Origin of the sequence: Actinosynnema sp. NPDC091369 (genome assembly GCF_044757065.1) — a bacterium.
In the GTDB taxonomy this organism is placed as follows: Bacteria; Actinomycetota; Actinomycetes; order Mycobacteriales; family Pseudonocardiaceae; genus Actinosynnema.
In genome coordinates this window covers 126,662-139,152 of sequence record NZ_JBIVUG010000006.1, presented here as the reverse complement: position 1 = coordinate 139,152, position 12,491 = coordinate 126,662, and the positions used below count along the sequence as shown (strand labels likewise).

Sequence of the window (12,491 nt, the reverse complement as noted above, 5' to 3'; positions counted from 1 at the left end):
CACCCGATCGGGCCTGCCCACCGGCGCGGCGAACCGCCGTCGGCGAGCAGGTCTACCGGCTACTTCTTCTTGGTGGGCGTTCGGTCCGGCCCCTGCGACGGACGTGATGCACGTGAGGGCCGGGACGCATCCGTCCCGGCCCTCACGTCGCCGTGGAATTCTCAGCCGCGCCTCACCGCACGTGGCTTCCCCTGGTCGATCAGCTGCAGCCCGAGGTGGAGCCGCAGCCCTCGCACAGGTAGCACGAGCCGGCCGGGCGCATCTTCGTGCCGCAGGTCATGCACAGCGGGGCGTCGGCGGCCTTGCCCAGGTGCAGTTCGAGCAGTTCCGTGGAGCTGCCCACCTTGATGTCCTGCGGCTTGGACTTCTTCTCCGCGGGAGCCGGGGTGGTGGCGGCGGACGGGGCCGCGTCGACCGACGTGCGCAGACCCTCCAGGTCGACGTCGGAGCCCGTGCCGTAGTCGGACGAGACCTGCGCGGTGCGCTCGTCGGCGGTGAAGATGCCCAGCTGGGCGCGCTTCTCGAACGGCAGGTAGTCCAGCGCCAGGCGGCGGAACAGGTAGTCCAGGACGCTGGTCGCGATGCGGACGTCCGGGTCGTCGGTCATGCCCGCCGGCTCGAAGCGCAGGTTCTGGAACTTCGAGACGTAGAACTCCAGCGGGATGCCGTACTGCAGGCCCACCGAGATGGACATGGAGAACGCGTCCATCACGCCGGCCAGCGTCGAGCCCTGCTTGCCCAGCTTGACGAAGATCTCGCCCAGGCCGTCGTCGGGGTAGGACCCGGCGTGCAGGTAGCCCTCCGCGCCGCCGACCGTGAACGACACCGTCTGCGACGGGCGCTTCTTCGGCAGGCGCTTGCGCACCGGGCGGTACTCCACGACCGTCTCCGGCTTGGCCTCCGCGGTCGTGGACGCCTTGGCCGACTTGCCCGCCGACAGCGGCTGGCCGACCTTGCAGTTGTCGCGGTAGATCGCCAGCGCCTTCAGACCCAGCTTCCAGCCCTGGTAGTAGATCTCCTCGACGTCCTCGACGGTCGCCGTCTCCGGCATGTTCACCGTCTTGGAGATCGCACCCGAGATGAACGGCTGCACCGCGGCCATCATCCGCACGTGGCCCATCGGCGCGATCGACCGGTCGCCCATGGCGCAGTCGAACACCTCGTAGTGCTCCGGCTTGAGGCCGGGCGCGTCGACCACGTGGCCGTGCTCGCCGATGAACTCGACGATCGCCTCGATCTGCTCCTGCTGGTAGCCCAGCACCCGCAGCGCGCGCGGCACGGTCTGGTTGACGATCTGCATCGAGCCGCCGCCGACCAGCTTCTTGAACTTCACCAGCGCCAGGTCCGGCTCGATGCCGGTGGTGTCGCAGTCCATCATCAGGCCGATGGTGCCGGTGGGCGCGAGCACGCTGGCCTGCGCGTTGCGCCAGCCGTTGCGGGCGCCGACCTTCTGGCACTCCTGCCACGCCTTGGTCGCGACCTTCTGCACCGCGCCGTCGTTCGCGTGGTACGTGCGCAGCATGTCGTTGGCGGCCGAGTGCTTGCGGATGACCCGCTGGTGCGCCTCGGCGTTGCGGGCGTAGCCCTCGTACGGGCCGACGATGCCCGCCAGCTCCGCGGACCGCTTGTACGCCACGGCCTGCATCAGGGACGTGATCGCGGCGGCCAGCGCGCGGCCACCCTCGGAGTCGTACGCGTGGCCGGTCGCCATGAGCAGCGCGCCCAGGTTCGCGTAGCCGATGCCCAGCTGGCGGAACGCGCGGGTCGTCTCGCCGATCGCGGGGGTCGGGAAGTCCGCGAAGCAGATCGAGATGTCCATCGCGGTGATGATCAGCTCGACCGACTTGGCGAACAGCTCCGCGTTGAACGTGCCGTCGTCGGACAGGAACTTCATCAGGTTCAACGACGCCAGGTTGCAGCTGGAGTTGTCCAGGTGCATGTACTCCGAGCACGGGTTCGAGGCCGTGATGCGGCCCGACTCCGGCGTGGTGTGCCAGTCGTTGATCGTGCCGTCGTACTGGATGCCCGGGTCGGCGCACTCCCACGCGGCCTGCGCCAGCTTGCGGAACAGGCCCTTGGCGTCGACGTGCTCGATGACCTCGCCGGTCATGCGGGCGCGCAGGCCGAACTGGCCGCCGTTCTCGTAGGCGTGCATGAACTCGTCCGACACGCGGATCGAGTTGTTCGCGTTCTGGTACTGCACGGACACGATGTCCTTGCCGCCCAGGTCCATGTCGAACCCGGCGTCGCGCAGCGCGCGGACCTTGTCCTCCTCGCGCGCCTTCGTCTCGATGAACTCCTCGACGTCGGGGTGGTCGACGTCCAGCACGACCATCTTCGCCGCGCGGCGGGTCGCGCCACCGGACTTGATGGTGCCCGCGGACGCGTCCGCGCCGCGCATGAAGGACACCGGGCCGGACGCGGTGCCGCCGGAGGACAGCAGCTCCTTGGACGAGCGGATGCGCGACAGGTTCAGACCCGCGCCGGAGCCGCCCTTGAAGATCAGGCCCTCCTCGCGGTACCAGTTCAGGATCGACTCCATCGTGTCGTCCACCGACAGGATGAAGCAGGCGCTGACCTGCTGCGGCGAGGTCGTGCCGACGTTGAACCACACCGGCGAGTTGAAGCTGAACACCTGGTGCAGCAGCATCCAGGTCAGCTCGTGCTCGTAGATCTCGGCGTCGTCCTCGGTGGCGAAGTAGCCGTGCTTGACGCCCGCCTCGACGTAGGTCTTCACCACGCGGTCGATGAGCTGCCTGAGGCTGTGCTCGCGCTGCGGCGTGCCCACCGCGCCGCGGAAGTACTTGCTGGTGACGATGTTGGTGGCGTTGACCGACCAGAAGTCGGGGAACTCGACGCCGCGCTGCTCGAAGTTCACCGAGCCGTCGCGCCAGTTCGTCATGACGACGTCGCGGTGCTCCCAGGTGACCTCGTCATAGGGGTGCTTGCCCGCGGTGGTGTAGACGCGCTCCACCTTCAGCTTGGCGTTCTTGTCCCCCGCGCCGTTGCGGGTGGCCGTCTTCTTGCTGGAGCCACCGACGGTCTCGGTCATTCCCCGTGCCCTCTTCCCGTTATCCCTGGTTCTCGAAAGTCTCGGTGCGCGACCACGTCCGGGCTCCCCCCGTCCGAGGCGGCCGCGCGGTTGTCCTGCGTCGCGTCCGCTCAGTCGTCAGTGCGCTGGGCGGTGCGAAGATCGGCGATCTCCTTCTCGAAGTCCTCGACGGACGAGAAGGAGCGGTAGACGGAGGCGAACCGCAGGTAGGCCACCTCGTCCAGGTCGCGCAGCGGGCCGAGGATGGCCAGGCCCACCTCGTGGCTCGGGATCTCGGCGTTGCCGCCCGAGCGGATGGACTCCTCGACGCGGTGGGCCAGCTGCTGCAGGGCGTCCTCGTCCACCGGCCGGCCCTGGCAGGCGCGGCGCACGCCGTTGACGACCTTGTCGCGGCTGAACGGCTCGGTGACGCCGGAGCGCTTGACCACCGCGAGCACGGCTTCCTCCACGGTGGTGAACCGGCGGCCGCAGCTCGAGCAGGAACGCCGGCGGCGGATCACCTGGCCCTCGTCGACCTCGCGCGAATCGACCACGCGGCTGTCGGCGTGGCGGCAGAACGGGCATCGCACGGCTGGTCTCCCCTCCTCCGCGCAGCATCCATCGCGTCAGCCCACGTCATGGGGAAAACCCCAACCTGTGGACTAACTACAACGGTGTAACCACTAGATGTAGGGGTCAACCTATGCCCAACGCCCACAGCGCTGCAAGTCGGAACGGCGCGTTTCCCGTCACCCGGACGGAGGAACCGGGCGAGGCCCCCAAACCGTGCGAACCGCGCTCGCGGAGGACCGGGAGCGCGGTTCGGCGTGGCTGAGCAGCGGACGCTCCGGGAGCGCCGCGGGGAACTCTAGGGGGTGCCGTGGGGGACGACGAGGGACTGGCCGGGGACGACGTCGGAGGAGGGGAGGGAGTTCAGCTCGACGATGCGCGCGACAACGGCGTCGGGGTCGCTGGCGGGCGCGCTGCGCTCCGCGACGTCCCACAGGGTCTCGCCCACCTGGACGTGCACGACGTTGGTGCGTTCGGGGACGGTGGTGGCGCCCGACAGGTGGAGGTAGAGCAGGCTCAGCAGGGCGGCGAACACCGCCGCGACGGCCGCGTGGGCGGCGAACTGCACGGCCGGGTGGCGCTGGGGCCGGACCTCGCAGGCGACCGGCTCGGGCGCGGTCTGGCGCACGGCGAGCGGGCGGGGGCGGGTGGCCGGGCGGCGGTTGCCCTTGTCGTGTACTTCGAACCGGCGAAGGACCCGTGGTCCGGGTCGCAATCCCGCGCCGAGGGCGACATCCTCGACACCGGCACCGTCCACCAGTTCGAAGCTGTTCCGGGTGCCAATGACCACCGCCATGATGTCCTCCAACGCAGGTCATCCGATCATGATCGAACCTGTGTTCGATCGAACGTCCGTGCGAATGTGTACCACTTCGTCGGGCGAAATGGCCAGGACACGCCGGGGTTTACTTCGAACAGGTGTTTGATCTGGACAACGAACGCGACTACCGTCCACAAGTGAAGATCGTCGGAGAGCCGGCCTGGGCAATCGGGACCGGTGAGGAGGAAGCACCGTGGCACGCAAGACCAGCGAAGACCTGCGCACCGCCGATGTGCCCTCCGCGCCCGAACCGGCGGACATCGCGGGCAACGCCGGGCTCACCCTGCGCCAGCGCAAGGTGCTCGACGTGATCCGCGACTGGCTGGACCGGTTCGGCTACCCGCCCAGCGTGCGGGAGATCGGGGAGGCGGTCGGTCTGACCTCCACCTCCTCGGTCGCCCACCAGCTGCGCGCGCTGGAGCGGAAGGGGTACCTGCGCCGCGACCCGAACCGGCCGCGCGCGGTGGGCGTGCTGCCCGCGGAGATCGTGACCGGCCTCGACCCGGCGTCCAAGCCGACGCCCGCGTACGTGCCCATGCTGGGCCGCATCGCGGCCGGTGGGCCGATCCTGGCGGAAGAGGCCATCGAGGACGTGTTCCCGCTGCCGCGCGAGATCGTCGGCGAGGGCGACGTGTTCCTGCTGAAGGTCGTGGGCGACTCGATGGTGGACGCCGCCATCACCGACGGCGACTGGGTCGTGGTCCGTCAGCAGCCGACGGCGGACAACGGCGAGGTGGTCGCCGCGATGATCGACGGCGAGGCCACCGTGAAGACGTTCAAGCGCAAGGAAGACGGGCACGTGTGGCTGATGCCGCACAACGACGCCTACCAGCCCATCCCGGGTGACGACGCGTCGATCCTGGGCAAGGTCGTGGCGGTCCTGCGCCGGCTGTAGACCCTCACGCCCGACGGCGGCGCGATCGGCGCACGAGTGCTCCCACCAGCACCAACGCCACCGCGCCGCCGCCCACCACCGGCCACGGCGACCGCGCGTCGCCGGTCGGGGGAGTGGCGCCGTCCGCCGCCGCCGGGGCGTTCTCGGACGTGGTGGTCGTGGTCGGCGGGGGCGGCACGGCCAGCGCCGTCGCGCCCGCCACCGCACGCAGGGCCGACGACGTGCCCGTGCTGCCGAACTCGGACGCCGACAGCAGCGTGCCGTCCGGGTCGAACGCGATGGCCTCGCCCTGCGGCTCGCCGGCCAGCGGCACCCGCACCGGGTCGCCCTCCAGCGCCTTGGCCAGGTCGCCGTCCGGCACCGGGAACAGGTACGCGTCGGTGTAGGTGCGCAACGCCGCCACCCGGCCGTCCCGGGCCATCGCGCCGCCCGTGACCAGGCGCGTCACCACGGAGTTCTGCAACGGCCCGCCGGGCGTCTCCGTCGTGCTGATCGACACCCGCGCCACCTGCTCCAGCGGCGTCGGCGCGCCCTCGCTCAACCCGGACGCCGGCCGGTACACCAGAGCCGATCCGATCGTTTCCTTGGTGACGATGTGCGGAATGCCGGAACCGTCGATCAACAATGCCTCGGCGTCGTGCTTTCCGTCAGGATAGGTGAGTCGGTACAGACGAGCGCTGCCGTTCGGCGAAACCGCGTGCAATGCCACGGTTTCGCGGGTTTTACCGTTGTCCCCGGTGTCCGCCGCCCACAGGGTTCCGTCAGGAGCCAGGGCGAGGTCTTCCACGTCGAACGGATTGTTCGGCGCGGTGATCGTGCGGGTGATCGCGCACGTCCGGTCGAGCACCTGCACCTGCAACGCGCCGTTGTCGCTGTCGTTCACCGCGAACAGCTGCGCCCCGTCGGACGCGAGCCCGGACAGCTCCTCCAGCCGCTGGTCGGTCACCGCGCACACGTCGGCGACGGCCGGCTCCGCCACAGCGGAACCGGCCGTCACCATCAGGCTTGCGACCAGCAGGAACGCGCGCAACGGCTCAGGCGCGGCTTCCGTTCACGGCGAACGCCTCCAGCGCACCCGCCAGGTCCGGTCGGACCCGGGCGGACAGCTCCGTGCCCTCCTCGGTGTGCCGCTCCTTGAGCACCTCGCCCTCGCGGTGCACGCGCGCGACCAGCTCGCCCCGCGCGTACGGCACCAGCGCGTCGACCACGACCTCCGGCCGCGGCGTCATGGCCGCGATGCGCTCGCGCAGCTCGGCGATGCCCTCGCCGGTGTGCGCGGAGACGAACACCGCCGTGGGGAACAGGTGGCGCAGCCGGGCCATGCCCAGCTCGGCCACCGCGTCGATCTTGTTCACCACGAGCAGCTCGGTCGGCATAGGGTCGTCGCGCCGCGACGAGATCTCGCTGATGACCTCGCGCACCGCCTGGACCTGCTTCTCCGGCATCGCGTCGGACCCGTCGACCACGTGGACCAGCAGGTCCGCGTCGGCGACCTCCTCCAACGTCGACCGGAACGCCTCGACCAGCTGGTGCGGCAGGTGCCGCACGAAGCCGACCGTGTCGGTCAACGTGTAGGGCAGGCCCTCGGGCGTCTCGGTGCGCCGCGTGGTCGGGTCGAGGGTGGCGAACAGGGCGTCCTGCACCAGCACGCCCGCCCCGGTCAGGGCGTTGAGCAGGCTGGACTTGCCCGCGTTCGTGTACCCGGCGATGGCCACGTTCGGCACCGAGTTGGCCACGCGGCGGTGCCGCTTGGTCTCCCGGATGACGCTCATCGCGGCGATCTCGCGGCGCAGCTTCGCGATGCGCGCGCGGATGCGCCGGCGGTCGGTCTCGAGCTTGGTCTCACCGGGACCGCGCAGACCCACGCCGCCGTTGCCGCCGCCGGCGCGACCACCGCCCTGCCGGGACAGCGACTCACCCCAACCGCGCAGCCGCGGCAGCAGGTACTGGAGCTGGGCCATCTCGACCTGGGCCTTGCCCTCGCGCGTGGACGCGTGCTGGGCGAAGATGTCCAGGATCAGCGCGGTGCGGTCGACGACCTTGACCTTGAGCTTCTCCTCCAGCTGCCGCAGCTGGCCGGGGGAGAGCTCGCCGTCGCAGATCACCGTGTCCGCGCCGGTGGCGATCACGATGTCGCGCAGCTCGTGGACCTTGCCGGAACCGATGTAGGTGGCCGGGTCGGGCCGGTCGCGCCGCTGCACGAGACCTTCCAGCACCTCGGAGCCCGCGGTCTCGGCGAGCAGGGCCAGTTCCGCCAGGGAGGCGTCCGAATCGGCCGCCGTGCCCTCGGTCCACACGCCGACCAGCACGACCCGCTCCAGCCGGAGCTGGCGGTACTCGACCTCGGTGACGTCCTCGAGCTCGGTGGACAACCCGGCTACGCGTCGTAGCGCGGCACGCTCCTCGAGCGCCATGTCGCCGGTGGACAGCTCGTCCTCGTGGTCGAGCCAGTCGTTGCTGCTGTACGTGTTTTCCGTCATTTGCCCTTCATCGTCCCACGGCACCCCTGCCCGGTCCGAGTGGTTAATCGCCTGGGTAGAGCGCCAGGTAGATCGCCACGCGTTCCCCGTCGGGGTGGGCCGGCTCGGCTGCCAGCTCATCCAACAACGTCTGGAGGCGCCGTTTTAGTTCCCCGCGGTCGACCCGGGCCACCAGCCGGAACTGGTTCAGGGCGGCCGGCCCGACCTCCGCGACCTCGCCGAGGAACGCCTCGAACACGGCCTCGCTGGTCTCTTCCGGGTACCGGGTCTTGGTGAGCCGCCAGGACAGGCCCGTCGACCTGTACGGGATCTCCCGCGCGCCGCGGTTGCCCACGCGCGCCTCCTGCGCCTCCAGGAAGCCCGTGGCGACGAGTTTGCGCACGTGGTGGAGGGTGGTGGCGGGGTCTTTGCCCAGCCGATCGGCGATCTCCTTGTTGGTCATCGCGCGGTCGTAGGTGAGCCGGATGATGCGCAGTCGCACGGCCGAGGCCAGGGCGGCTGCTTCGGCGTCGGTGGCCGGGCGTCGCTGCACCGCACCAGCATAAGGACCGGTGCCGACCGAAGTGATTGACACTTTCCAATCACTCCCGCGAGACTCCTCGTCGTGTCCCTCTGGTCTCATCGCGACTTCCGCCTGCTGTGGGCAGGCGACACCATCAGCCAGTTCGGCTCCGCGATCGGCCGCACCGTGCTGCCGCTGCTCGCGGTGGGCGCGCTGGCCGCCACGCCGTTCGAGATGGGCGTGCTCTCCGCGGCGGGCACCGCCGCGTTCCTGCTCATCGGGCTGCCCGCCGGGGTGTGGGTGGACCGGCTGAGCCGCCGCCCGGTGATGCTGGTGGCCGACTTCACCCGCGCGGCGCTGCTGCTGTCGGTGCCGGTGGCGTGGTGGCTGGGGGTCCTCACGCTGGCCCAGCTCGTCGTGGTCGCCCTGCTGGTGGGCGCGGCCACGGTCCTGTTCGACATCGCCTACCAGTCGTACCTGCCCGCCCTGGTCGGCCGGGACCAGCTGGTCGAGGGCAACTCCAAGCTGGAGGCCAGCCGGGCCGTGGCGGAGGTGTCCGGCCCGGCCGCCGCCGGCGGGGTGGCGCAGGCGGTCGGCGCGGCGTTCGGCGTATTCGCCACGGCCGTCGGGTACGTGGCCTCGGCGGTGTTCCTGCTGCGCATCCGCACGGTCGAGCCGCCACCGCGACAGCCCGACAAGCCCGGGTTGCGCCACGAGGTCGCCGAGGGCCTGCGGTTCGTCTTCGGGCACCGGTCGCTGCGCGCGATCGTCGGGTGCACGGGCACGGCGAACTTCTTCGGCGGCATGGCGGCGGCCGTGCTGATGCTGTTCCTGGTGCGCGAGCTGGGCCTGTCCGAGGGCGTGGTCGGCCTGGTGCTCAGCACGGCGGGCATCGGCGGCGTGCTCGGCGCGCTGACCGTGAACCGGTGGAACGCCCGGTTCGGCCAGACCACCGTGATCTGGCTGTCCGGCCTGGTCACGTGGCCGTTCGGGGTGCTGGTCCCGTTCGGCGCGGCGGACTGGCGGATCGTGTTCGTGCTCCTCGGCGAGGCGGCGGTGGCGTACGGGGCGACGGTCTACAACATCGCCCAGGTCAGCTACCGGCAGTCCATCTGCCCGGACCACCTGCTCGGCCGGATGAACGCGAGCATCCGGTTCGTGGTGTGGGGCGCGATGCCGCTGGGCGGGCTCGTGGGCGGCGTGCTCGGCGGCGGCATCGGGGTGACGGCCACGCTGGCGGTGGGCATGGCGTGTCAGGCCGCGTCCGTGCTGTGGGTGGTGCTGTCGCCGCTGAGGGGCCGCGATGCCGTTGCCGCGTGACTTCCGGCTGTTCTGGGGTAGTGACGCGGCCAACCAGTTCGGCACGGCGGTGTACACGTTCGTGTTGCCGGTGGTGGCGATCGAGGCGTTGGCCGCGTCGGAGCTCCAAGTCGGGCTGCTGACCGCCGCCGGGACGGCCGCGTTCCTGGTCATCGGGCTGCCCGTGGGCGTCTACGTGGACCGGGCGCGCAAGCGGACCGTGCTGGTGTGGAGCACGGTCGGCCGGGCGGTCGCGCTGGCCACCGTGCCGGCCGCGACGTGGCTGGGCAGCCTCACGTTCACCCACCTGCTGCTCGCCGCGCTGGTGGCGGGCGTGCTGACGGTGTTCTTCGAGGTGGCGTCCCAAGCCTGCCTGCCCGCGCTGGTCGAGCGAGGCGGCCTGGTCGACGCCAACCGGCGGTTGGTGTCGACGCAGCAGGCGGCGCGGCTGTCCGGGCGACCGGTCAGCGGGCCGTTGGTGCAGGTCCTGGGCAGTGCGAACGCGGTCCTGGCGATCACGTCCTCGTTCCTGGTGTCGGCGCTGCTGCTGTGACGCATGCGCACGCCGGAACGGGCCGTGGAGCCGCGCGAGCGGGCTCTGCGGGCGGACATGGCCGAAGGGCTCCGGTTCGTGTTCGGGCACCCGCTGCTGCGGCCGGTCGCGCTGTGCACGACGTGGTTCAACCTGGCCAACGCCATGTGGGGCGCGGTCTCCGTGCTCTTCCTGCTGCGGGACCTGGCGCTGTCGCCGGTGGTCGCCGACGGTGCTGATGGGGCTGGGCAGCACCGGCGGCGTGGTGGCGGGCCTGGCCACCGGCCGGTTGGCGCGGTTCGGCCAGGTGCGGCTGGTGTGGCTGTCGCTGCTGGTCACGCAGCCGGCGTGGGTGCTGGTGCCGCTGGCCGAGCCGGGGTGGCGGGTGGTGTTGTTCGCGGTCGGCACGCTGGTCACGTCCGCCGGGGTGGTGGTCTACAACGTGGCCCAGGGCAGCCTGCGGCAGGCGTTGTGCCCGGACCGGCTGCTCGGCCGGATGAACGCCAGTGTCCGGTTCCTGACCTGGGGCGCGATGCCGGTGGGCGCGGTGGCGGGCGGCGCGCCGGCCGAGTGGGCGGGCGTGCGGGCCACGCTGTGGGTCGCGGCGGCCGGGATGGTGCTGTCCGCCTTCCGGGTGGTCCTGTCACCGCTGCGGTCGATGCGCGACCTGCCGGTGATCACTAACCTCGACCGGCATGGCTGACACCACCCTGCTGCGCGACGGTCTCCGGTTCGGCGAAGGCCCGCGGCAGGGGCCCGACGGGCGGTTGTACTACTCGGACTTCTACGACCACGAGGTGCGCGCGCTCGACCTGGCCACGGGCGAGCAGGAGGTCGTCTGCGAGGTGCCGGGGCAGCCGTCGGGGCTGGGCTGGCTGCCCGACGGGCGGCTGCTGGTGGTGTCGATGCGCGACCGCAGGGTGCTGCGGCTGGAGGACGGCGGGCTGGTCGAGCACGCCGACCTGAACGGGATCGCCACCTTCCACGCGAACGACATGCTGGTCGACGCCGAGGGCCGGGCGTACGTCGGCAACTTCGGCTTCGACCTGCACGCAGCCATCGCGGCGGGCGGCGAGGCGCCGATGCTGGAGCCGGGCTGGGTCGCGCCGGGCACGTCGTTGGCGCTGGTCCGGCCCGACGGGTCGGTGGAGGTGGCGGCCGAGGACCTGAAGTTCCCGAACGGGACGGGGCTGCTGCCGGACGGCCGGCTGGTGATCGCCGAGACGCTGGCGTTCGGGCTGACGGTGTTCGACGTGGCCGCCGACGGCGCGTTGTCCGGTCGGCGGGTGTTCGCCTCGCTGCGGGAGCACGGCATCGCGCCGGACGGCATCGCGGTGGACGCCGACGGCGGCGTGTGGGTCGCGCCGGCGCTCCAGCCGTTCGTGTTCCGGGTCGAGGAGGGCGGCGGGATCACCCGGAAGGTGGAGACCAGCCAGGTCTGCTTCGCCGTGGCGATCGTCGGCGACCGGCTGGTCTGCTGCACCGCGCCCAGCTCGCAGCCCGAGGTCGTGTCGCAGGCCCGGTTGGGCAAGCTGGAGGTGGTCGGGCTCTAGTTCCCGAGCCCGTCCCACCAGGTCTCGTCGAGTTCGCCGCGGGCCAGCAGCACGGCCGGGCCGGTGAGCGTGGAGCCGTCCTCCTCGATCACCACGGACACCTGTCCACCCAGGACGTCCACAGTGGCCTTGCCGGTGCGCCGACCGGACCCGTACAGCCACGACGCCACCGACGCGACCGTGCCCGTGCCGCACGACCGGGTCTCGCCCACGCCGCGCTCGTGCACCCGCATCCGGAGAGCGCCCTCGTCCAGGACGTTGATGAACTCGACGTTCACGCCGTGCGGGAACTGCACCGGGTCGTGGCCGGGCGGCAGCTTCAGGTCGAGCTCGGCGACCGGCACCTCGGTCACGCACGCCAGGTGCGGGTTGCCGACGTCCACCGCGACACCGCCGAACGCGCTGCCGCCGACCGTGGCCGTGCCCGTGCCGGTCACCAGCACGCGACCCATGTCGACGGTCACCGTGCCGTCGTCGTGCACGGTGACGGGCCGCTCGCCGGCACGCGTGCCGACGGTGAACTCGCCCGCCGGCATCAACTCGGCCTCGACCAGGTACTTCGCGAACACGCGCACCCCGTTGCCGCACATCTCGGCGATCGAGCCGTCGGCGTTGCGGTAGTCCATGAACCACGGGCCGAAGTCCGGCCGCACGACCCGCAGCACGCCGTCCGCGCCCAGGCCGCGCCGCCGGTCGCACAGCGCGCGCACCCGCGACTCGGTCAGGTCCAGCACGCCGTCCGGGTCGGGCAGCACCACGAAGTCGTTCTCGGTGCCGTGGCCCTTCAGAAACTCGACTCCCACGCCCAC

12 protein-coding genes are annotated in these 12,491 nt (G+C 71.3%); 5 read left to right on the top strand and 7 right to left on the bottom strand.

The features are described 5' to 3' along the window. Window positions 1–199 precede the first annotated feature (199 nt). The 3 genes from ACIQMJ_RS23745 to ACIQMJ_RS23735 all read right to left on the bottom strand — a co-directional run bounded on the left by ACIQMJ_RS23745 (window position 200) and on the right by ACIQMJ_RS23735 (window position 4,397). The gene (locus ACIQMJ_RS23745; RefSeq protein ID WP_499763197.1) at window positions 200–3,052 is read right to left on the bottom strand and encodes a vitamin B12-dependent ribonucleotide reductase; all 2,853 of its coding nucleotides are present in this window, start codon (window positions 3,050–3,052) and stop codon (window positions 200–202) included. Window positions 3,053–3,162: 110 nt separating this feature from the next. Beyond that, on the bottom strand, window positions 3,163–3,621 hold the full coding sequence (gene nrdR / locus ACIQMJ_RS23740; RefSeq protein ID WP_499763196.1) for a transcriptional regulator NrdR: 459 nt from the start codon (window positions 3,619–3,621) through the stop codon (window positions 3,163–3,165). A 278-nt stretch (window positions 3,622–3,899) separates the two neighbouring features. Continuing rightward, window positions 3,900–4,397: a LysM peptidoglycan-binding domain-containing protein gene (locus tag ACIQMJ_RS23735; protein ID WP_499763195.1), complete on the bottom strand. Its 498-nt coding sequence runs from the start codon at window positions 4,395–4,397 to the stop codon at window positions 3,900–3,902. A 241-nt stretch (window positions 4,398–4,638) separates the two neighbouring features. Between ACIQMJ_RS23735 and lexA the strand changes: the two genes are divergently transcribed. Next, window positions 4,639–5,316, top strand: coding sequence for a transcriptional repressor LexA (lexA, locus tag ACIQMJ_RS23730; RefSeq protein ID WP_499763610.1), 678 nt, complete (start codon window positions 4,639–4,641; stop codon window positions 5,314–5,316). 4 nt (window positions 5,317–5,320) lie between these two features. On the opposite strand, the gene ACIQMJ_RS23725 is transcribed toward lexA, so the two are convergent. From ACIQMJ_RS23725 to ACIQMJ_RS23715, 3 genes are read right to left on the bottom strand one after another with little or no spacing between them, the layout of a single operon-like run. Further along, on the bottom strand, window positions 5,321–6,346 hold the full coding sequence (locus tag ACIQMJ_RS23725) for a hypothetical protein (RefSeq protein WP_499763194.1): 1,026 nt from the start codon (window positions 6,344–6,346) through the stop codon (window positions 5,321–5,323). 4 nt (window positions 6,347–6,350) lie between these two features. Next, window positions 6,351–7,796, bottom strand: coding sequence for a GTPase HflX (hflX, locus tag ACIQMJ_RS23720; protein ID WP_499763193.1), 1,446 nt, complete (start codon window positions 7,794–7,796; stop codon window positions 6,351–6,353). A gap of 43 nt (window positions 7,797–7,839) precedes the next feature. After that, window positions 7,840–8,328 carry an ArsR/SmtB family transcription factor gene (locus tag ACIQMJ_RS23715; protein ID WP_499763192.1) on the bottom strand — a complete coding sequence of 163 codons (489 nt, stop codon included), beginning with the start codon at window positions 8,326–8,328 and terminating at the stop codon, window positions 7,840–7,842. A 72-nt stretch (window positions 8,329–8,400) separates the two neighbouring features. Here ACIQMJ_RS23715 and ACIQMJ_RS23710 point away from each other — a divergent pair, with 72 nt between their 5' ends. From ACIQMJ_RS23710 to ACIQMJ_RS23695, 4 genes are all read left to right on the top strand, one after another. Further along, window positions 8,401–9,618, top strand: coding sequence for an MFS transporter (locus ACIQMJ_RS23710; RefSeq protein WP_499763191.1), 1,218 nt, complete (start codon window positions 8,401–8,403; stop codon window positions 9,616–9,618). After that, window positions 9,602–10,150 (top strand): MFS transporter, encoded by a 549-nt coding sequence (locus ACIQMJ_RS23705; RefSeq protein WP_499763190.1) that lies wholly within the window; start codon window positions 9,602–9,604, stop codon window positions 10,148–10,150. The genes ACIQMJ_RS23710 and ACIQMJ_RS23705 overlap by 17 nt, the downstream gene beginning before the upstream one ends. 211 nt (window positions 10,151–10,361) lie before the next feature. Then, entirely contained in the window at window positions 10,362–10,832 is a 471-nt protein-coding gene (locus tag ACIQMJ_RS23700; RefSeq protein WP_499763189.1) for a hypothetical protein, read from the top strand. After that, the gene (locus ACIQMJ_RS23695) at window positions 10,825–11,682 is read left to right on the top strand and encodes an SMP-30/gluconolactonase/LRE family protein (protein WP_499763188.1); all 858 of its coding nucleotides are present in this window, start codon (window positions 10,825–10,827) and stop codon (window positions 11,680–11,682) included. The genes ACIQMJ_RS23700 and ACIQMJ_RS23695 overlap by 8 nt, the downstream gene beginning before the upstream one ends. Here ACIQMJ_RS23695 and dapF read toward each other — a convergent pair. Then, a complete protein-coding gene (dapF, locus tag ACIQMJ_RS23690; RefSeq protein WP_499763187.1) occupies window positions 11,679–12,485 on the bottom strand; it encodes a diaminopimelate epimerase in 807 nt (268 codons plus the stop codon). The two genes, ACIQMJ_RS23695 and dapF, sit on opposite strands and share 4 nt — an antisense overlap. Window positions 12,486–12,491 lie beyond the last annotated feature (6 nt).

Bases quoted from the DNA above. Each gene is read 5' to 3' on its own strand.
- ACIQMJ_RS23745 (WP_499763197.1), bottom strand. From the start codon at position 3,052: ATGACCGAGACCGTCGGTGGCTCCAGCAAGAAGACGGCCACCCGCAAC.
- ACIQMJ_RS23735 (WP_499763195.1), bottom strand. From the start codon at position 4,397: ATGGCGGTGGTCATTGGCACCCGGAACAGCTTCGAACTGGTGGACGGT.
- hflX (WP_499763193.1), bottom strand. From the start codon at position 7,796: ATGACGGAAAACACGTACAGCAGCAACGACTGGCTCGACCACGAGGAC.
- ACIQMJ_RS23705 (WP_499763190.1), top strand. From the start codon at position 9,602: ATGCCGTTGCCGCGTGACTTCCGGCTGTTCTGGGGTAGTGACGCGGCC.
- ACIQMJ_RS23695 (WP_499763188.1), top strand. From the start codon at position 10,825: ATGGCTGACACCACCCTGCTGCGCGACGGTCTCCGGTTCGGCGAAGGC.